Here is a 20,066-nt window from a genome sequence, read left to right on the forward strand (position 1 = left end):
TCACCGATTGCGGTGGGCGACCGTGGTGAGCGCGAAGGCGATGTCCACCGCCGCGGACGCGAGCCGGTCGCGGTCGATGGGCAGGCGACCGTCGGCCCAATCCAGGTACAGCGCCACCAGCGCTCCGCTCAGCGAGGTCGCCTGGATCGCGAGGGTCTCGTCGTCGGCGGGCACCAGATCGCCGGCTTCGGTGCCGAGCAGCGCCACCAGCGCGCGGATGAAGGAGGGCGCCCTGGCGGCGCTGTGCTCGTGCAGGGTGTCGTCGCCCAGCGGCTCGCGCAACAGGATCCTGGCCCGCCGGGGATCCTCCTCGAAATACCGGGCGCACATATCGATGACAGCCCGCACGGCCGCCCGCAGGTCGCCGGTCGGGGGCAGGTCCTGGATGCGTGCCATCAGGTCGCTCTCCAGCCGGTCGTAGACCGCGCGCAGCAGCGTCTCCCGGCTGTCGAAGCTCTCGTAGAAGTAGCGCGGGCTCAGGTTCGCCTGCCGTGCCACCGCCCGCATGGTCACCGCGGACGCACCGGCGGTGCCGAGGATCTCGGTGGCGACCGCGAGCAGCTGCTCGCGCCGGTCGGCACTGCGATCGTCCATGGTCTGGCCGCGCCAGAGTCTCGGTGAACTCATCACCTCATCCTCGCACTCCGCCCCGGGCGCCCCGCGCCGGACCGCCCGCCGCCGGTGGGGCGGGACCGGCGGTCCAGGGGCGCCGCGGCGGCGGTCAGCGCTTCAGGCGATCGTCGGACTTCAGGTAGTTGATCGCCAGGTCGCGCCGGGTGATCCCCGGCTCGCTCTCGAACACCGCGCGCAGCGCGTCGAGAACGCCCACGCCGGTCAGGTGATCGCCGGGGTGCAGCCCGCCGGCGAACCGGAACTCCACCGTCGCCGTCCCGGAGGCCGCGTCGGTGGTGGTGACCAGGCGGTAGCGCAGCGGCACGCCCTCGGGCTCGGCCTTCGTCCAGATCGAGTGGTAGCCGACCTGGGTGCCCAGATCGCGGTGCACGCCGACCCGCTCGACCAGGCCCGCGTCGCCGATCTCGACATCCACGGCGGTGGCGGGGGTCTCGGCCGCGCTCGAGCCGCCGAACACCGCCTCGTCGAGGGTGTGCAGCCCGGCCTCGTAGAACCTGTGAACGGCCTGCACCGCGGCGACGGCCGCGTCGCTGTCCGCCGCTCCGAGCCCGGTGCCCGCCAGGGATCCCCACGGATACACTCCGGCGTCGGGGAACCGGACCTCCTCGATCAGTTCCACCCGCCGGATGTCGCGGGTCACCTCGGCCAGCGTGCGCGCCATCCGGATCGCCACGGCCGACTGGAAACCGGCGCTCGCGTGGAAGGTCGAGGAGCCGGCCCGGCAGGCGTCGAGGATGTCGGTCTCCGGCAGCCGCTCATCCAGCGGCAGCGTGGTCACCACGTCGTAGCCCGCCCGGAGCAACTGCGGCACCGCCGTCTTCGGCGCGTCGGCGGCCGTCTCCTCGGCGCCGGGCGCGTAGACCACGCAGTCGGTGCCGGTGGGCGGCTGCTCGGTCCCGGTCGTGCGGGCGACGAGGGTGAGATCGGCGCGGGCGTCGACCCGTTCGGCGATCCGGTCGGCGACGGCGCCGTCGCCGTGGACGGTGACGCGAATGCGATGCCGGCTCATGCGTTCTCCAGGTGGTAGCGGGGGGCCAGGTCCGGGGTCACCACGCCCGGTGCGGCCGCGCACAGGTCGGGCACGACCGCGAGCATGGCGTTGACCGAGATGTCGGTGACCGCGGACCATTCCCCGTCGAAGTTCTCGTCGTCGAGTTCGTTGCGCATCTCGATGGTTCCCGGGCTGCCCTCGACCGTGATCACGTGACCGCCCGCGGTGCTGCGCGGATGGTCCGGCCCGAGGTGGGCGTTGCCGAGCCCGACGTGCCAGCACTCCTCGTTGGTCATGAACAGCTTGTCGCCGATGTAGCCGCGGTAGGTCATGTGGATGGCGCCGACGCTGCCCGGCTCGATCACCGTCCCACCGGCTTTCACCTGCACGCGGGCGGGCACCGGATAGACGTGGCGCTCCACCCGCACCTGATCGGCGCTCGCCCCGAACAGCGTGTGCGCGACATTGGCGAGCACCGCGTCGAAGTAGAAGTGCTGCATCAGGGCGATGGCGTGGTTCGAGTCGACCCGGTCGAGCGCGGTGCCGAAGCCGAGGCTGGCCAGCCCGCCCCACATGCCGTCGGGCGCGGGGGAGAGATCGCCGACCTCGAGGAAACGCACCCGGTCCACCTGGTCGAGCAGCCCGGCCAGTCGCAGCAGCAACTGTTCGACCATCAGCCCGGGGTGCAGGCCGGTCCCGTGCAGCGAGACCCCGCCTTTCAGACAGGCCTGCTGCAACCGGGCACCGGTCGCGCGCCGCGGGATCGCCTTGTCCACGAGCGCACCGGCCAGCTTGTCCAGCACCGGCCGGATCGGGGCCGCGGGCGCGGAGTCGATCGCCTTCATGGCCAGCCGCAGACCGGACAGCGCGCCCTTGAGCTGTGCCCCGAAGGCGTCGCCGGTGACTCGCATGGCCGAGACCGTGCGCAGCACCGACAGCGGCGACTGCGAGGCCGACAGCCAGGTCGGCATCGCCGGATTGTGGTACGAGGCCGCGGAGACGACGTTCTTGCCGGATTCGAGCAGGTCGATCACATCGGCGTCGGCGCCCTGCACCAGCGCGGGCGTCGTGGGGGTGTGCACGACGACGTCGGCGTCCAGCGCGAGAATCGCCTCCTTGGAGGTCGTCGCCGCGACCCCGACCGGCGGCAGGCCGACCAGCTCCCCGATGTCCTTGCCGTTCTTGTGCGGACTGAACACCTTGACCCCGACGACCTCGAAGTCGGGTGATTGCAGAGCGGTGCGCAGCGCGCGACCGCCCATGTCGCCGGGGCCCCAGATGATGAGCCGATATGGACGTGCCACGTAACCCCTCCTTGCTGTTGGACGCATGTCTAACACGACTTCGATTCCAGCGGGCGGGTTTTCGTGTGTGCGTACCAGTTCACTGGCGAGGGCCGGGGTCGGCCGCGATCGCGCCGGGCTGGGCGATGATCGCGGAGCCCATCCACCGGCGCAGGTAGCGGCGCAATTCGTCGCCCTCGCGCGGGGGCGAGCCGGGGGAGACGAAGAACGACTGCATGGTGCGCAGGATGTACTCGACGAGCTCGGGCAGGGATTCGTCGTCGTAGCCGTAGCGCTCCCAGTCGACATCGAAGCGCCGGATCATGGTGAGCCCGAAGGCTTTCGCCTCGGGCGAGGTGATGCCGTCGCTGTGCGCGCTCGAATGCTCGCCGGTGAGCAGCAATCCCAGGTGCGGGATGCGCCTGACCTCGGTGAGGGTGAATGCCACGCCCTCGGTCATCGCCTCGACCGGCTCCTCCAGCCCGGCGACGTGTGCGGCCAGGCGGTCCAGGAATCCGGCCACCGATGCCAGCGCCGCGGCTTTCATCAGGGCGTCGGCGCTGGGGAAGTAGCGGTAGACGGTCTGGCGGATGACGCCGAGCGATTCGGCCACGTCGGCGATGCTGATCTCCGAGCCGGTCCGCGCGATCAGCTCCACGGCGGTGTCGACGATGCGGCGCGCGGCCTCCTCGTCGTTGTCCGGTGGCTGCCCGCCCCACCCGCGTCGTCGTGCCACCGGCTCGCTTCCCGACTCGAATCCGCTCGAAAATCACGCTCTGATCAGGGCTTCGACGCTATCACAGGGGATGGTGGCGAGGTCGTGACGGACTCTTTCGCCGAAAGTGATCATACAACTGAGGTTGCGTTTGTATGATGAGCGCACAGTGGCGCCGCCGTACCCGCGTGCGCCGGCAACCGACGAGGTGGGCGACGTGACCGATCTGGTAGTCCGGAAGATGAATTTCGCGTTCGAGGATCACGAAGTGCCGTTCCTGTGGAATCCGCGGAATCCGGCGTTCTCGAGCATGGCCAACGCGGTGTCGTTCCTGGCCATCGGCTTCGAGAAGATGATCGTGAACATGATCCTGCAGGCCAAGCCGGTGATCACCGATCCGGAGGTGGCCGAGGAGGCCGAGGCGTTCATGCGCCAGGAGGGGCAGCACTCCACCGCCCATCGCCAGCACGTCAAGGGCCTCATCCGGCACTATCCCGGACTGCAGGAGACCCTCGACGAGGTGATCGGCGCCTTCGACGAGCTCACCCGCGACACCTCGCTGGAGTACCGGCTGGCCTACACCGCCGACCTGGAAGCCACCTTCACCCCGGTCTTCAAGCTGATGCTCGACAACGAGGCCGCGCTGTTCCGCCCCGGCGACGACCGGGTCGCCTCACTGTTCATCTGGCACTTCGTCGAGGAGGTCGAGCACCGCAGTTCGGCACTCATCATCTTCGATTCGGTGGTCGGCAGCGACGTCTACCGGATGCGCCAGGCGCCCTCGATCTTCAAGCACGTGCTCGACGTCATCGCGATCGCCTCCGAGGGCTTCAACAAGCACGTCCCGGTGGAGGAGCGCAAGGTCGACGCGATGGCCATGTTCGCCAGGTACCGGCGGGCGCAGAAGCTGCGCAAGTGGATTCCCGGCCTGGAGCCGGCGAACAACGGGCCGATGCTGCGCGCCTTCGACGACCTGCCGTTGCGCGAGCAGCTGGTCGCGCTCGGCGGCGTGGTGCGCTCCCAGATGCCGAGGCACAATCCGGCGCACGAAAAGCTACCGGCGCTGGCCGACGAGTGGTTCGAGCGCTACGAGGCCGGTTACGACGTGCAGCGCTGGTACACCGCCGACGCGGCGATCTCCTGAGCGGGGCCGGTAGATCATGTCCGAACACTGTTCCGCCACGTTCTCCCAGCTCGCCGAGCGGCTCGGCTTCTCCTGCGCGGAGATGGGCGGGCTCGTCGAGTTCCGCAGCCCGTTCGCCCTGGAGAACTGGACGCTCCCGGTCCTCGAGCTGACCATCATCGTCGGCGCGGTCCTCGCGCTGGTCCTGGCCGTGGTCCGGCTGCGCCGCCACGGCGACCCGACCGATCTGGTGCTGTGGTTCGGCGCCACCGCCTACCTGTTCATCATCGAGCCACCGCTGTACTTCCCGGCCGCGTTCGGCATCGAGGAACACGTGGACACGATGTTCGCGCACAACGTGTTCACCGTCGACTTCCTGTGGGGCAGGCTGCCGCTCTACATCGTCGCCATCTATCCCTTCCTGGCGACGCTCGCCTTCGAACTGGTGCGGATGCTTGGCGTCTTCCGGCGCTACGGCGTGCTGATCGGCGCGGCCTGCGTCGGCTTCGTGCACCACTGCTTCTACGAGATCTTCGATCACCTGGGCCCGCAGTTGCGCTGGTGGGAATGGTCGACCACCAACCCGGTCAACCAGCCGATGTTCGACTCGGTACCGCTGCCGAGTGTGGTGGTCTTCGCCGCACTGTGGCCGATGTCGCTGGCGCTGTGCGTGCAGTACTTCGTGGGCAGGCACGTCGATCGCGGTCGCGAGTTCTCCGGGCTCGAATTGGTCTGGCGCACCGTGGTGATCGGCCTGCTCGCCTCGATCGGCACCTTCCTGCTGCCGCTGCCCGCCACCGTCCTCGGCATCGCGGGTACTCCGGTGCGCGGCACGGTCTACGCGCTGGAGTTGGTCGCCGTCGTGGCCGTCGCGGTCTGGGCGCTGAGCGCGCAATGGTCGCGGCTGCGCAGGGAACCCGATCAGGCGCCGGGTTACGTCAACCGGTTCGCCCGCTGGTACGGGGTGCTCTATCTCGCGGTCATGGCCGTGCTGTGGGCCGCCGCGCTGCCGGACTACTTCGCCGCCGTCGACGGCGTGACCGGCAACGGCGATCCGCTGGGCAACCTCTGGTACACGCTGGCCTGCTTCGTCCTGGCGATCCTCGTCCTGATCGCGGTGTTCACGGTGCCGACGGCCGGCAGGCCCGAGCCCGCGGGCGATCGGGAGCAGGCGCCGCAACCGGCCTGACGATCCGGGCGAACAGATGCCGCGGCCACCGGAAGGGCGCGCGGCATCGTTCGTTCGCCGCCGCGCGCGCCCGCCGCGCCCGAGCATGTGCGTCAATGTGGTTGCCGTGCAATCACTTCAACGCGCCGGACGTGCGATACTCTCGCTCGGATCTCGTGCACCCGGCAGTGCGTCGGCCCGGTGCGGCAGTCGCACAATCGAATCGAGGCACGTGAATGAACCACAAGCTCTGGTTGCTCGGGCGATCCGTGACGGTGGGCGCGCGGATGGTGGGCGAGGCGATCACCCGGCCCAAGGCTCGCACCATCGACGACGTGCCGGTCTCGGGCGAGACCATCACCCCGGAATGGCTGACCGCCGTGCTGTGCCGGGACACCTCGGGTGCGCAGGCGATTTCGTTCGATACGGTCAACGGCAGCGCGGGCACGTCCACCCGGGTGGCGATCCGGGTGCGCTACAACGACATCGGGGAGCAGGCCGGCCTGCCACACGAACTGTTCGCCAAGACCACCACCGCCTTCTCCCAGCGCATCCTGCTCGGCGGCGGCAAGATGATCGACGGTGAGACCAGGTTCTTCCGCGACTTCCGTCCGCGGGTCGAGATGGAGGCTCCGATCGGATACTGGGGCGCCGCCGATCCGGGTTCGTGGCGGTCCATCGCGCTCATGGAGGACATCGCCGCCACCCGGGGCGCGGAGTTCATCGAACCGAACGCCAGGATCGGCCGGGACCAGATGGAAGACCTGGTCCGCAATCTGGCCCGGCTGCACCGCACCTTCTGGGAGCATCCGGACATCGCCGTGCTCAAGACCACCACCGAGGCGCTGCAGGCCTATCTGGCCGCGATCGACATGAAGAAGCGCTGCGAGGTGGGGCTGGTCCGCGCCGCCGAGGTGGTGCCCGAGCGTCTGCACGGCCAGAGCGAGCGACTGTGGGCCGGGGTGTCCACCGCCATCGACAAGGCCACCGACGAACTCCCGCAGACCCTGCTGCACGGAGATCCGCACATCGGCCAGACCTACCGCACCGCGCAGGGCCGGATGGGCTATGTGGACTGGCAGGTCGTGATGCGCGGCGGCTGGGCGCACGATTTCGCCTACACCGTCAACTCCGGGTGCGAACCCGAGGACCGGCGCGCCTGGGACGCCGATCTGCTGCGCGCCTACCTCGACGAACTCGGCCCGCTCGGCGGCAAGGCGCCCTCCTTCGACGAGGCCTGGCTCGCCTACCGGCAGCAGTCGATGTTCGCCTATGCCGCTTGGGCTTTCACCATCGGCCGAGCGGCCTATCAGCCGAAGATGCAGTCCGAGCAGACCTGCCTGACGCTGCTGCGCCGGATCACCACCGCCATCGACGACCACGACTCGCTGGGCGCACTGGGCGTGTAGTTCCGTCGAAAATCGTTTCGTTCGAGCGGTTTTCGGGGTTCGCGTGGCCGTGGTGTGCCGACGGTTATAGGATTCGACGAGTTCTACCGGTGAGTGCGTGAAGTGCCGCCGGGGCAGCGTGTTTCGGCGGTCGCCGGTGTTGCGGTCGTCCGCACATGTGTTCAGCCAGAGCAGTTCGTCGATGGACGGTCGTGCCGCCATCGGGCACAGCGTGGTGCCACAGCCGCAGTACACGAGAACGAAGTCTGGAGTTCTTCCTTTGAGTACGCCCCAGTCCCGGGTGCCGGTTTCCTCGTGCCCGGTCGCACACGGCTCACCATTCGCCTCCGACGAGGTCGCCATCCCGCTCTACACCGAGGAGTTCGCCGCCGACCCGCACCGGTACTACGGGCAGATGCGGGCCCGCTACGGCTCGCTGGCGCCGGTGGAACTCGCGCCGGGGGTGCCGGCCACATTGGTCGTCGGCTACGCGACCGCGTTGCGCGTGCTCAACGACCCCGATCACTTCCCGGCCGACCCGCGCACCTGGCAGCAGGGCATCCCGGCCGACTGCCCGATCCTCCCGCTGATGGAGTGGCGGCCGATGGCCAGCCGCTGCTCCGGTCTCGAGTTCGAGCGCTACCGCCAGGCGATCACCGCGGGTCTCGAACAGATCGACCTCTACGCCATGCACGACAAGGTGAGCCGGATCGCGGTCCCGCTGATCAACACCTTCTGCCAGGACGGGCAGGCGGATCTCATCCGGCAGTATGTCTTCCCGCTGGTGTTCGCCACCGTCAACGAGATCCTCGGCTGTCCGCCCGAGATCGGTCAGCAGGTCGCGGCCGGCACCGCGGCGCTGCTCGAGGGTGTGGAGGCGGAGAAGGGCAACCAGATGCTCGGCGAGGCGCTGCAGCAGTTGGTGACCCTCCGGCGCTCCGAGCCCCGCCACGACATCACCACGGCGCTGCTGCACCATCCCGCCGGGCTCGACGACTCCGAGGTATCCACACATGTCTCGCAGGTCTACGGCACCGGTATCGAGTTCGAGCTCAATCTCATCGTCAACACCCTGCTGTTGATCTTCACCGACCACCGCTTCGGCGACAGCGTGCTCGGCGGCAACCTCAGTTCGCGCGACGCCCTGGACGAGGTGCTGTTCAACGACCCACCGGTGGCGAACATGCTGGTCACCTACCCGCGCCAGCCGATGCTCATCGACGACGTCTGGCTGCCCGCACACCAGCCCGTGGTCATCTCGATGGCGGCCTGCAACAACGACCCGGCGATCCGCACCGGCGATCTCACCGGCAACCGGTCGCATCTGGCCTGGGGCATCGGCCAGCACGCCTGCCCGGCCCAGTCGCTGGCCCACCTCATCGCCAAGGACGCCATCGACCAGTTGCTCGACGCGTTGCCCGAGATTCGCGTCGTGCTGCCCGAGGGCGGACCTCGGTGGCGGCCGGGGCCCTTCCATCGCGCCCTGGCGGAACTGCCCGTGACCTTCCCGCCGATGGCGCCGCTGATCGCCTGATCCGCCCGGCCCTCGACGCCGCCGGTCCATCGCCGGCCGCGGTGATACCGCCGCGACCAGGCGATTCGGCTTCATGTGCGCACATATAGCTCGGTCGGCGGATCATCCGATGATTGTTTACGCTCGATTCGCCGGAGGCTTCTCGGTGGCCTGGCGTGGATCGAGCGGAAGGTGGCGGACAGTGGGGATCACGGCACGTCGCCGGACAATCGCCATTCTGGTGGCTGCCTTTCTCGCGGCCTGCGCCTGCGCGTGTGCGCCGTCGTCGCGCCCCGACGGGATCGTGCTGGCCGACGGCTATGAACTCGGCGGGTACAACCCGGTCGCCGGGCACGGTGAGGCGGGGGAGTCGAAGATCTACGACGGCCTGCTTCGCCTGGTCGGCGGCGCGGGTATGCCCACTTTCGAGCCCGCGCTGGCGGCGCGGCTGCCCGATGTCGCCGAGGACGGGCTCAGCTGGACGCTGCGGTTGCGCGCGGGGGTCACCTTCACCGACGGCACCGCGCTGGACGCGGCCGATGTCGTCGCCACCTATCGCGCGATTCTCGACCCTGCCTCGGCCTCGCCGCTGTCCACGGCCTTCGAGATGATCGAGTCCGTCGAGGCGACCGGCCCGGCCGACGTGCGCTTCGCCCTTCGCTATCCGTACGCGGCCATGCCGGCCAAGCTGCTGATCGGCATCGCTCCCTCCGAGCGGCTGACCGGTGGGCCGGCCGCGGAATCCACACTCAACACCGACCCGGTCGGCACCGGTCCCTACCGGCTCGAGTCGCTGCGCCCCGACCAGGCCGTGCTCGTCGCGAACGAGAACTATTGGGACGGTGCGCCACAGGTGAAGCGGCTGACGCTGGTGCACGTCGCCGACGACAACTCCCGTGCCCAGCGCCTGCTGGCGGGCGAGGTCGACGGTGCGAACCTGCCGCCCCGGCTCGCCGCCGGATTCACCGACCGCGCCGGGTTCGAGGTCTCGGCCAACACCTCCGCCGACTGGCGTGGTGTCTCCCTGCCCGTGGGCGATCCGGTGACCGGAGATCCGGCGATGCGTGCCGCCCTGAACCGGGCGGTGGACCGGCAGGCGATCGTCGACCACGTGCTCGCCGGCTACGGCAGGCCCGCGTCCACGCCGCTGCCCTCGGCGTACGGCCCGGCCTACGACATCGGCGCGGGCTTCCCCTACGACCCGCCCGCCGCCGAACGCCTCCTCGACGACGCGGGCTGGCGGCGGGGCCCGTCCGGCGTGCGCGAGAAGGACGGTGTGCCTGCCGAATTCACCCTCATGTACTTCCCCGAGGACACACTGCGCCGCGACCTCGCGCAAGCCTTCGCCACCGACGCCGACCGGATCGGGGTACGGGTGAACGTGCGCGCGGTGGATCGTGCGGGGCTGCCCGACCGGCTGCCCGCGGACGCGGGCCTGCTCGGCGGCGGCGACCTGCCGTTCGATCCCGATCCCCAGGTGTACAAGACCCTGCACTCCCGATACGCCGATCCGGCGGTCGGCTCGCCCTACGACAACGCCTCCGGCTACGTCGATCCCGCCGTCGACGAAGCGCTCGACGCGGCCCGCCGCACCCGCGACCCCGCCGAGCGCGCCGCGGAGTACCGGCGGGTGCAGCAGGCCTATCTCGACCGGCCCGGCTACGTGATGCTGGTGTTCCTCGACCACACCTACGTCCGCGCCGACACCGGCTACACCGGTGCGGTCCCGATCCTCGAGCCGCACAGCCACGGCGCGGGCTGGGGCCCGTGGTGGAATCTGCGCGACTGGACGTCACGGTGACGACCGTCGCCGAAGCCCCGCACCGGCCGGTGCCGGTGATCGCGCGTGGCCGCCGGGCCCGGGGGATCGCCCGGATGTGCCTGCGGCGCGCCCTGTTCGCGGTACCGCTCGTGATGGTCACCTCGATCGTGCTGTTCGCGCTGGCGGCCCGCTCGCCGTTCGACCCGCTCGCCGGCTATCTCGGCGACCGCTACCTGACCATGTCCACCGCCGACCGGCAGCGCCTGGCCGCCGAACTCGGTGTCGAGCAGCCCTGGTGGCGGCAGTGGGCGAGCTGGGCGGGCAGGGCCGTGACCGGTGATCTCGGCTACTCCCGTGCGTACGCGCAGCCGGTCACCACGGTCGTGGCCGAACGCGGCCCGTGGACTGTGCTGCTGTCGGGCACCGCACTGGTGTGCGCCGTCGTAGCCGCCCTGCTCCTCGGGCTGTGCGCGGCCCGGCGGCCCGGCGGCCCGCTCGATCGCGCCGCCACCGTACTGGCGACCGTGGTCCAGTCGGTGCCCCCGTTCGTCCTCTCCCTCGCCACGGTGAGCCTGTTCGCGGTCGGCCTCGGCCTGCTCCCGGTCGCGGGCCTCACCGATCCCGGCGCGGATCCGACCGTCGGCCAGGTCACCCGACACCTGGTGCTGCCCGCCGCGGTGCTGGCACTGTCCCTGCTGCCGTGGCTGTTGCTCTCCCTGCGCCAATCCCTGCGCGCCGCCGCCGAATCCGACGCCGTCGTGGGCGCCCGGGCCCGTGGCATCCCCGAGTCCGTCGTGGTGCGCAAGCACATCCTGCCGGTCGCGCTCGGCCCGTTCACCACCGTCATCGGCTTGCGCCTGCCGGAGCTGCTGGTCGGGGCGGCCGTCGTCGAAGAGGTGTTCTCCTGGCCCGGGCTGGCGGGCAGCCTCGTCACCGCCGCCCGCGAACTCGACTTCGCCCTGCTCGCCGCGCTGACCATCGGCACCACCGTGCTCGTGCTCGCCGGCTCCCTGCTGGCCGATGTCGCCCATGCCCTCATCGACCCCCGGGTGGGGTGCGATGTCTGAGCCGAACCGCACCGGGGTCAGGACGCTGCGCTGGGCGACGGCGGTCCTCGCCGCCGTCGCGCTGTACGCGCTGCTGGTCCCCGCCCTGGCCGGTTCCGATCCGCGCCTGACCGACTTCGCCGCCGCCGACCTGCCGCCCTCGGCGACGCACTGGTTCGGCACCGATCTGTCCGGCCGGGATCTGTTCGAGCGCACCGCCTCCGGCCTGCGGGTCTCGCTGCTGATCGCGGCCGTCTGCGCCATCGCCGCCACCGTGCTCGGCCTGGGCGTGGGGGTGGCCGCGGGCGCGCTCGGCGGCAGGCCGGACCGTCTCGTCATGCGCCTGGTCGACGGCGTGAACGCGCTCCCGCACCTGCTGGTCGGCATCGTGGTCGTCGCGCTGTATCCCGGCAATATCGTCGCGATCATCGTCTCGATCGCCTCGACCCACTGGACGCAGGTCGCCCGCATCGCCCGCGCCGAAGTCCGCATCGCCCGCACCGCCGCCTATGTCGAGGCCGCGCGGCTGGCAGGCGCGTCCGGCCTGCGCGTCACCGCCACCCACCTGGCTCCCGCGGCGGCCGGGCAGGCGCTGGTCGCGATGGTCCTGCTGCTGCCGCACGCGATCTGGCACGAATCGACCCTGTCGTTCCTCGGCCTAGGCTTGCCTCCGGACCGGGCCTCGCTGGGCACCCTGCTGCAGGACGCCCGCGCGGCCGTGCTCACCGGCTCCTGGTGGACACTGACCTTCCCGGCGCTCGCCCTGATCGTCACCACCCTGGCCGTCGCGGGAGCGGGCGCCGCGCTGCGCGATCGCATCACCCCGCCGCTGCCGGAAAGGGCTGTGCGATGAGCGCTTCCGAGCCGGTGCTCGCCGTCGAACAGCTGACCGTGCGCATCCCGACCGCGGCCGGGACCGTGCACGCCGTGACCGACGTCGATCTCACCCTGCGCGCGGGCCGTGTCCACGCCCTCGTCGGCGAATCCGGCTGTGGGAAATCCGTGACCGGCGCGGCGATCTGCGGTCTGCTGCCCGCCACCGCGACCGTGGGCGGCCGCGTCCTGCTGCGCGATCGCCGGCAGCCCGCCGCGGGGGATCGTCCACATCGCCCGGCGGGACGACGAGCGCGGGTACTCGGGCACCATGGCGCGGCTCGCGGCCTCCGGGATGGCGCCGCGCCCGTAGACCTGGTGGCCGCGAGCCCGAAGACCTGGCGGCGCATCCGCGGCCGTCGGATCGCCTGGATCCCGCAGTCGGCCGCCACCTACTTCACTCCCGTGCGCACCATCGGCGCTCAGCTCGCCGAGACCTGCGCCTATCTCGAATCCCCGCACCGCCCCGCCGAACTGCTCGACCTGGCCGGGCTGGCCCCGGCGGCCGCCGATCTCTACCCGCACGAACTCTCCGGTGGCATGGCCCAGCGGGCCGCCATCGCCTGCGCCCTCGCCGCGACCCCGCAGGTGATCGTCGCCGACGAGCCGACCGCCTCGCTCGACCCGATCCTGACCGAGCACACCCTGACCCTCCTGCGTGCCGCCGCCGACGCCGGAGCCGCCGTCCTGCTCATCAGCCACGATCTCGACACCCTCGCCGAGCACACCGACCACGTCGCCGTCATGTACGCCTCGCGGATCCTCGAAACCGGCCCCACCGCAGCCGTATTCGCCGACCCCTGGCACCCCTACACCCGCGACCTGCTCGCCGCCACCCCCGCGGGCGGCCTGCACCCCATCCCCGGCACGCCGCCCGCGCTGACCGACCCGGCGGGGGACTGCGTCTACCACCTGCGCCGTCCCGCGCCGGGCTTCTCCGGCGGCCCCACCCACCTGACCACCCATGGCGACCGCACCGTCCGGCGCCTGATCGGAGCCGCCCCGTGAGCCTGCGCGCCCACGCGGTGACCGCCGATCACGACGGCGCACCCGTCCTCACCGGCGTCGACTTCGGCATCGAGCCGGGCCGGATCACCGGCCTCACCGGACCTTCCGGAGTCGGCAAGACCACCCTGGCCCGTGTCCTGGCGGGCCTGCACCGGCCGTCCGCCGGGCGCGTCACCCTCGACGAGGCCCCGCTGCCCGCGACCCACGGCGGCGAGATCGCCCTGCTCTACCAATCTCCCCGGCAGGCCGTCACCCCGCGCTGGACCCTCGCGCGCATCATCGCCGAACCCCTGCGCCGCACCGTCGCGGCCGCCGCCCGGGACGAGACCGTCCGCGTCGCCGCCCGCCGGGTGGGCCTGACCGACGATCTGCTCGGCCGCAGGCCACACCAGGTCTCCGACGGCCAGCTGCAACGGGCGTGCCTGGCCCGCGCCCTCGTCCAGCGCCCCCGCTACCTGGTCTGCGACGAGATGACCGCCATGCTCGACCCCGCCACCACCGCGAGCCTGACCGCCGTCGTCACCGCGCAGGCGCGCGAAGGTCTCGGCGTCCTGGCCATCAGCCACCACCTGGCCCTGCTCGAGGCGTGGGCCGATATTCGCTTCGCCCTGGACAGCGACGGTCTCACGGCGCTGCCCTGACGGTGCATGGCAACTCCTCGGCGTGACCGGAGGTCACGTCGGGCGCAAGCGATGCTCTCGCCTCCGGCTACGGGGCGGGCTACTGTGTCAAGCAAATGCTTGGTTGTTAAGGGGGAGCGAGGAGAGTCCGGTGATCGATCCGAAGCGCTACGGACCGTGGGCGGTGATCGCCGGCGGCTCCGAAGGCGTCGGCGCGGCGTTCGCCACCCAGCTGGCCGAAGCCGGCCTGAACCTCGTGCTCATCGCCCGCACACCCGAACCGCTGGAACGCACCGCCGCCGCGGCGCGCGAGTCCGGCGTCGAGGTGCGCACCATCGCGGCCGACCTCACCGATCCCGCCGCCATCGCCGAGATCATCTCCGCCACCGCCGATCTCGAAGTCGGCCTGCTGATCTACAACGCCGGAGCCAACAGCTACGGCAGCGAATTCGTGGTCGGCGACCTCGACCGCTTCCGTTCGGTCATCGACCTCAACATCACCGCCCAGCTGGCCCTGGTGCACCATTTCGGCGCGCGGATGCGGGCGGCGGGGCACGGCGGCCTGCTGCTGGTGGGCTCGATGAGCGGTTTCCTCGGCGGCTACCACCAGACGGTCTACGCCGGGGTGAAGGCGTTCGGCAGGCTGTTCGCCGAATCCCTGTGGCTGGAACTGCGCGAACACGGCGTGGACGTGCTGGAGCTGGTCCTCGGCGTCACTCGCACGCCCGCCATGCAGCGCGCGGGCCTGAACTTCGACGTCCCCGGCATGCGGGTGGACGAACCCGAAGACGTGGCCAGGGAGGGTCTGGCGCATCTGTCCGACGGGCCGCTGTGGATCGCGGGCGGCAATGCCGAGGCGGTGGCCAAGCGCAACGGCCTCGACCGCGCGCCGCTGCTGCTGAAAGCGCACGAGCGGATGCGCGAACTGTTCCAGGCGCGCGACATGCCGGCCACCGCCGGGCGGAAGGACTGACCGATGCGTCTGGGGATAGCCACCCCCGCGTCACCCGCGTGCCGGGCGCGCACGCGGACTGGGAACGCGGTGCGGGCATCGCCGAACCGGCCCGCATCGCCACCCACGCCGACGCACTCGGCTTCGCCCACCTCACCTGCAGCGAGCACGTCGCCGTCCCGGTGCCGGTCGCCGAACAGCGCGGCGGCACCTACTGGGATCCGCTGGCCACGTTCGGCTATCTCGCCGCCCTCACCACCCGCATCCGCTTCGTCACCCAGGTGCTCGTGCTCGGCTACCACCACCCGCTGGCCATCGCCAAGCGCTACGGCATCCTCGACGTCGTCTCCGGCGGCAGGCTGACCCTCGGTCTCGGCGTCGGCGCCCTCGAAGAGGAATTCGCCACCCCCGAATACCACGGCGAGCACTACGAATTCAGCGGCGTCCTGGTCGATCCGCACGCCGTCCAGGACCGGGTGCCGCTGTGGGTCGGCGGCCGGACCAGGCGCTCCCTGCGCCGTGCGGTGGAACTCGCCGACGGCTGGACCCCGTTCGCCCTGTCCCACAGCGCGGCCGCCGCCATGCTCGCCGAGGTCGACCTCCGGCCCGATTTCGAGGTGGTCCTGTCCGCGGGACCGGTCGACCCCCTCGGCGACCCGTCCGCCACCGAATGCCGCATCACCGCCGCCGGCGCCGCGGGCGCGACCACTGTCAATGTCTCCGTGGCGGCCGAGTCCGCCGATCACTACTGCGAACAGCTCGGCGCCCTGGCCGATCTCGCGACCCGCTGGACGGGCGCCGAGCCGGACGGCACCGGCGCCGGCACGCCGAGAACCGATGGATGAACCGGGTCACCCGACCAGATCAGCGGACCGGGAAGCACGACGACGCGCGTACTCGACCACCTCCTCGGCCCAGCCCGGCTCGCCGTCCCGGGCGGTGCACTCCCGCAACCGCTCGACGGCGTCGTCCAGACTCGGGCCCGGACCGCCGTCGGCGAGCAGGACGACGATCGCCTCCCGAGTTCGCGGCCCCGGCTCCGGCAGGGCGAGCAGCTCTTCGAGGTATCGGCCGGGCTCGAGCAACTGCACCGCCCGCCGCGCATAGGCATGCACCCGCCGGGGCAGGTCCTCGCGAATGGCCTCGATATCGGAGTGCAGCGCGTGCCCGCCCGGCTGGTCCGGGTCCACCCGCAGGGTCCACGGCGCGGGCGGCTCTCCCGGTCGCGGATGGCGGTCGAGCAGATCGGGCCCGGTGGCCGCCTCCAAGGGGACCGGCTCGAGCCCCCGTGCTTCGGCGCGCAGGCAGCAGTACTCCCACCATGCCGCGGGCGTGGCGGTCAGCGTCAGCCCGAAGGCGAGCGTCTGCTGACCGTCGCTCCACGTCCGCGACACCCGGGTCCGGCCGACCGAGGCGACCCCCGCATCCTGCACCCGTATCCAGGTGGGCTCGTTGCCGTGAAAACCATAGGGCTGCAGCAGTTTTGCGATATCGCGCTGGAGTCGGCGCAGGGCCGTGTCGGGACTGACCATGATCAGGCAGAGTAGCGCCGCGCCCCGACAGCGTCGGGGACGGCCGCTTGGACCACGGCGTGCTCGCCCGAGGTCCGCCACGGCAGGCCGGTGCGATCCAGCTCCTCGACCCGACCGGCGGACAGTCCCACCGCCACATCGGACTTCGCGGTGCGCAGCGCCAGAACCGGGGAAGGGAAGTACGCCACGCACGCCGCGAAATCGGTCGTGGCAGGCCAGTAGCGGTCGCCGACGAGCCGCCGGTAGTTCAGGTCGCCCTTGAGGACGGTGACGGTCGCGCTCGACAATTCCCGGGCCAGGTCGGCGGGCATGTCCCGGAATTCCAGCGGCGAGCAGTAGAACGGGTGCGCCCGGACCGACAGCGCACCGTTCGCGACGGCCTGCCGCAGTCGCGTGCCGATGCGGCGCGTGTGCTCGTCGGGGTGCTCGCAGAGCAGGGCGAGCACGGCGAGCAGGTCCGTCATCGTGGCGTCCGAGACGTAATAGGGCTGTGGCTTGAGGTGCAGGGCGACCTCGGACACCCCGCGCGCGGTGAGTAGGTGGTCGATGAGCACCAGGTCGGGCAGGAGCTCGCGACCGGCATTGTCGGCGATCACCGTGACCGTCGGGCGCTCGGCCGCCGCCAGCGTCTCCCACAGGAAGGCGGTGTCGTCGGCCAGCAGCGCGGTGCGGGTGTCGCTCGCGCCGGTCAGCCGGAATCCGAGATCGGCCTGGTTGCCCCACAGCGCGGAGCGCACCAGCGCGTCACCGACGGCGTCGCGGTCGCCGGAGCGCGCGAGATCCGCCAGCGCCGACAGTTCCGCCTCGACGGTGGGACCGGTGAGTTCGGCGTTCTTGGCCGGCGCGAACGGATCGATTCCGCGCCAGATCCCCGGATCGAAGTACTCCACCGCCGCGAGCAGCCGGCGATAGAAGAAGCTCTCGGCCCACAGGAACGGCACCTCGCCCCACGGGCGGCCCCACCACGGGCGACCCCACTGCTCCCACAGCGGCCGGTCCGCGGGATCGCCGTCGAGCCGTTCCAGCACACCGGAGGTGGATTCGTCGAGCAGTCGCCGCAACGCGCGCCGCTGCCGCTCGCCGTAGGGGTGCGCTTCGATCACCTGCTCGACGAGCTTGGGATGACGTTCGTGGAACACGCTGTGCGGGAACGACGGCGACATACCCACCGGAATCCGCGGCGGAAGTTCCATGTGATCAGCGCTCCTGTGCTCGACATCGCCGCCGCGCCCGGCGTCACCGCCCGACATGCGGCGCCACCACCCTAGACCGCCGCGCACGCGCCGGCCCGGCTCTCGCGCGCCCGTCGCGGAGCTTTCCCGACTGTCTCGCCGCGCTGTCCGCCGCGGTGCCTCGATCCCACACGACGAATCGGCGACTCGCCGACCTGAACTGCGCAGTCCGGCCGGTGAAGTGATCTCGGTCTCGGTAGGGTGAGCCCATGGCAGTTGGGCTCGGCATGAGGATTGCCCGGCTGCGGGCTCTGATCGACCATCCGAACACCGGCGCGGGCGAACGCGCCGCGGCGCAACGGATGCTCGACCGCATTCTGGTCAGATCCGGCGCCGAGGCGCGCAGCACGGTGGCCGGCCGGGTCTACGGCGCCCGCTTCGACAGAGCGGGCAGGCACGCCGACCTCGAACGCATCGTCGAGATGATCCGCGAGGACATCGTCTTCGCCCGGACCCTCTCGGCCTCGGAATCGCCAACCGAACTCGCCCTGGTCAATCCCATCCGCGACGCACCCTCCGACATCTACTACAACGTCGAGGCGCCGTTCTACGGGCGGATCGTGATCACCCTCGAGAACGTGCCCCCCGACTGGGGATGGGTGGTCGACGAGTGGGGGATCGAGAACGTCAGCCCGAAACTGCAGGCCCTCGCCGACGAACTGGCCGAGATCCTCGACGCCTACAACTACGGCGGCACCGATGTGGGCAAACGCTTCTTCGGCAATGTGAAGGCGGGCGGCGTCACGCTGGTCTGGTAGCCGTCCCGTGCGGCGCGCACTGTCCGATTCGATCAAGACCGGCGGCGGCGCGGCTCGTAGTGTGCCGAGGATGAGCAACGATGCGAGCGCAACCGACCGCAGCAGGCACATCAGCCGCGTCATCGCCTGCCCACCCGAGCGGGTGTACGACTTCGCCGCCGACCCGGCGAACCTGCCCAGGTGGGCGGCCGGCCTGGCGGGCCGCGCCGTGGTGCCCGACGGCGACAGCTTCCTCGCGGATTCGCCGATGGGCCGCGTGCGGGTGCGCTTCACCGCCCGTAACGCACTCGGCGTGCTCGACCACGACGTCACGCTGCCCTCCGGCGCCACCGTGTACAACCCCGTCCGCGTCATCGCGCACCCGGCCGGGTCCGAGATCGTCTTCACGATTCGCCGGCTCGCCATGACCGCCGAAGAATTCGACCGCGACTCGGCCATGGTCGCCGCCGACCTCGACCGCCTCGCGGCGATCCTCGAGTCCTGAGGTTCTCGCCCGTCCGGGTCGGCCGGCAGGGAGTGAGACGGCTCTGCGCCGGCGATGTACGGCACCACTAGCGCCGGACAGGGCTACATGAACATCCCCGGATGCAGTCTGCTCGACGTCCAGCCCGGCGGCGGTGACGGAGCAGGGCCCCTCACCGCCCGAACCGGCTTTCCGGCATCCGATATTCCGCCGGGCGGAAGGCGAGCGTGGGTCGCCGGCGACGAGATGGTTACCTTGTGGCGTACCACTCTGCGCGGGTTCCGGGGAACGAGTGATCTTTCGCGGCCACCCGGACTCGATTTTCGGGAGACGGAATGAACACGCGACTATCGGCGTCCGGCGCACCGACGCGCGACGTCAAGCGTTCGGTGATCCTGGTCCTGGGCGCCCTCTCGGCGTTCGGACCGCTCTCACTGGATCTCTACCTGCCCGCGCTCCCCGACCTGTCCGACGATCTCGGTGTCTCGTCGGTGACCGGTCAGCTCACCATGACCGCCTGCATGATCGGCCTGGCACTCGGCCAGCTGACGGTCGGTCCGTTGAGCGATCGCTTCGGCCGCCGCACCCCGCTGCTGATCGGCGTCGCCGTCTACGCCCTCGCCTCGCTGCTGTGCGCGCTGACCCCGGGGGCCGGGACACTCATCGCCCTGCGCTTGGTCCAGGGCGTCGCCGGCGGTGCGGGCATCGTGATCGCGCGGGCCATCGTGCGGGACCTCTTCGAGACCAGGGCCGCGGCGCGGATCTTCTCGCTGCTGGCCATGGTGACCGGCATCGCCCCCGTGCTCGCCCCGGTTCTCGGTGGTCAGCTGATGCACGTGACCTCTTGGCGCGGCCTGTTCGTCGCGCTCTCGCTCATCGGCTGTGCGCTGCTGATCGCGGCGCTGCTGGCCATCGAGGAATCCCACCCGAATCGCTCGGGCGGCGGTCTGCGCACCGTCGTCGCGAACTTCGCCGTCGTCGGGCGCGATCCCCGGTTCCTCGGCTT

19 protein-coding genes and 1 pseudogene are annotated in these 20,066 nt (G+C 70.9%); 14 read left to right on the plus strand and 6 right to left on the minus strand.

Annotated features, from left to right (window positions below):
* From ON26_RS05500 to ON26_RS05515, 4 genes are all read right to left on the minus strand, one after another.
* Complete coding sequence (locus ON26_RS05500) at positions 1–627, minus strand: TetR/AcrR family transcriptional regulator (RefSeq protein WP_040794901.1); 627 nt, start codon at positions 625–627, stop codon at positions 1–3.
* A 94-nt stretch (positions 628–721) separates the two neighbouring features.
* Complete coding sequence (locus ON26_RS05505) at positions 722–1,642, minus strand: hypothetical protein (protein ID WP_040794883.1); 921 nt, start codon at positions 1,640–1,642, stop codon at positions 722–724.
* Complete coding sequence (locus ON26_RS31475) at positions 1,639–2,928, minus strand: hypothetical protein (RefSeq protein WP_157171792.1); 1,290 nt, start codon at positions 2,926–2,928, stop codon at positions 1,639–1,641. The genes ON26_RS05505 and ON26_RS31475 overlap by 4 nt, the downstream gene beginning before the upstream one ends.
* 79 nt (positions 2,929–3,007) lie before the next feature.
* Complete coding sequence (locus ON26_RS05515; RefSeq protein WP_040794884.1) at positions 3,008–3,643, minus strand: TetR/AcrR family transcriptional regulator; 636 nt, start codon at positions 3,641–3,643, stop codon at positions 3,008–3,010.
* A gap of 196 nt (positions 3,644–3,839) precedes the next feature.
* Here ON26_RS05515 and ON26_RS05520 point away from each other — a divergent pair, with 196 nt between their 5' ends.
* The 11 genes and pseudogenes from ON26_RS05520 to ON26_RS05570 all read left to right on the plus strand — a co-directional run bounded on the left by ON26_RS05520 (position 3,840) and on the right by ON26_RS05570 (position 15,920).
* Positions 3,840–4,766, plus strand: coding sequence for a metal-dependent hydrolase (locus ON26_RS05520; RefSeq protein WP_040794903.1), 927 nt, complete (start codon positions 3,840–3,842; stop codon positions 4,764–4,766).
* A 16-nt stretch (positions 4,767–4,782) separates the two neighbouring features.
* Positions 4,783–5,934 carry a hypothetical protein gene (locus ON26_RS05525; RefSeq protein ID WP_040794885.1) on the plus strand — a complete coding sequence of 384 codons (1,152 nt, stop codon included), beginning with the start codon at positions 4,783–4,785 and terminating at the stop codon, positions 5,932–5,934.
* Between the two features lie 215 nt (positions 5,935–6,149).
* Positions 6,150–7,322 carry an aminoglycoside phosphotransferase family protein gene (locus tag ON26_RS05530; RefSeq protein ID WP_040794886.1) on the plus strand — a complete coding sequence of 391 codons (1,173 nt, stop codon included), beginning with the start codon at positions 6,150–6,152 and terminating at the stop codon, positions 7,320–7,322.
* A gap of 259 nt (positions 7,323–7,581) precedes the next feature.
* Positions 7,582–8,835: a cytochrome P450 family protein gene (locus ON26_RS05535; RefSeq protein WP_040794887.1), complete on the plus strand. Its 1,254-nt coding sequence runs from the start codon at positions 7,582–7,584 to the stop codon at positions 8,833–8,835.
* A gap of 220 nt (positions 8,836–9,055) precedes the next feature.
* Positions 9,056–10,615: an ABC transporter substrate-binding protein gene (locus tag ON26_RS05540; RefSeq protein WP_245545737.1), complete on the plus strand. Its 1,560-nt coding sequence runs from the start codon at positions 9,056–9,058 to the stop codon at positions 10,613–10,615.
* Between the two features lie 74 nt (positions 10,616–10,689).
* The gene (locus ON26_RS05545; protein ID WP_040794904.1) at positions 10,690–11,643 is read left to right on the plus strand and encodes an ABC transporter permease; all 954 of its coding nucleotides are present in this window, start codon (positions 10,690–10,692) and stop codon (positions 11,641–11,643) included.
* Positions 11,636–12,475: an ABC transporter permease gene (locus ON26_RS05550; protein ID WP_051026721.1), complete on the plus strand. Its 840-nt coding sequence runs from the start codon at positions 11,636–11,638 to the stop codon at positions 12,473–12,475. Before ON26_RS05545 ends, ON26_RS05550 begins: the two co-directional genes overlap by 8 nt.
* Complete coding sequence (locus ON26_RS05555) at positions 12,472–13,503, plus strand: ATP-binding cassette domain-containing protein (RefSeq protein WP_040794889.1); 1,032 nt, start codon at positions 12,472–12,474, stop codon at positions 13,501–13,503. The genes ON26_RS05550 and ON26_RS05555 overlap by 4 nt, the downstream gene beginning before the upstream one ends.
* Positions 13,500–14,144 carry an ABC transporter ATP-binding protein gene (locus ON26_RS05560; RefSeq protein WP_040794890.1) on the plus strand — a complete coding sequence of 215 codons (645 nt, stop codon included), beginning with the start codon at positions 13,500–13,502 and terminating at the stop codon, positions 14,142–14,144. The genes ON26_RS05555 and ON26_RS05560 overlap by 4 nt, the downstream gene beginning before the upstream one ends.
* A 130-nt stretch (positions 14,145–14,274) precedes the next feature.
* Complete coding sequence (locus ON26_RS05565) at positions 14,275–15,096, plus strand: SDR family NAD(P)-dependent oxidoreductase (protein ID WP_040794891.1); 822 nt, start codon at positions 14,275–14,277, stop codon at positions 15,094–15,096.
* Positions 15,097–15,099: 3 nt separating this feature from the next.
* A pseudogene (locus tag ON26_RS05570) lies at positions 15,100–15,920 on the plus strand (LLM class flavin-dependent oxidoreductase).
* 6 nt (positions 15,921–15,926) lie between these two features.
* On the opposite strand, the gene ON26_RS05575 reads toward ON26_RS05570, so the two are convergent.
* Positions 15,927–16,607 carry a hypothetical protein gene (locus ON26_RS05575; RefSeq protein WP_040794892.1) on the minus strand — a complete coding sequence of 227 codons (681 nt, stop codon included), beginning with the start codon at positions 16,605–16,607 and terminating at the stop codon, positions 15,927–15,929.
* Positions 16,608–16,609: 2 nt separating this feature from the next.
* Positions 16,610–17,800, minus strand: a complete 1,191-nt coding sequence (locus tag ON26_RS05580; protein WP_051026722.1) for a damage-control phosphatase ARMT1 family protein — start codon at positions 17,798–17,800, stop codon at positions 16,610–16,612.
* Positions 17,801–18,048: 248 nt separating this feature from the next.
* Here ON26_RS05580 and ON26_RS05585 point away from each other — a divergent pair, with 248 nt between their 5' ends.
* From ON26_RS05585 to ON26_RS05595, 3 genes are all read left to right on the plus strand, one after another.
* Positions 18,049–18,597 carry a hypothetical protein gene (locus ON26_RS05585; protein ID WP_040794893.1) on the plus strand — a complete coding sequence of 183 codons (549 nt, stop codon included), beginning with the start codon at positions 18,049–18,051 and terminating at the stop codon, positions 18,595–18,597.
* Positions 18,598–18,667: 70 nt separating this feature from the next.
* Complete coding sequence (locus ON26_RS05590) at positions 18,668–19,081, plus strand: SRPBCC family protein (protein WP_174375368.1); 414 nt, start codon at positions 18,668–18,670, stop codon at positions 19,079–19,081.
* A gap of 314 nt (positions 19,082–19,395) precedes the next feature.
* Positions 19,396–20,066, plus strand: a 671-nt coding sequence (locus ON26_RS05595; protein ID WP_040794894.1) for a Bcr/CflA family efflux MFS transporter, incomplete at its 3' end; no start/stop codon positions are given.

The sequence above is a fragment of the Nocardia higoensis NBRC 100133 genome (assembly GCF_000308595.1).
In the GTDB taxonomy this organism is placed as follows: domain Bacteria; phylum Actinomycetota; class Actinomycetes; order Mycobacteriales; family Mycobacteriaceae; genus Nocardia; species Nocardia higoensis.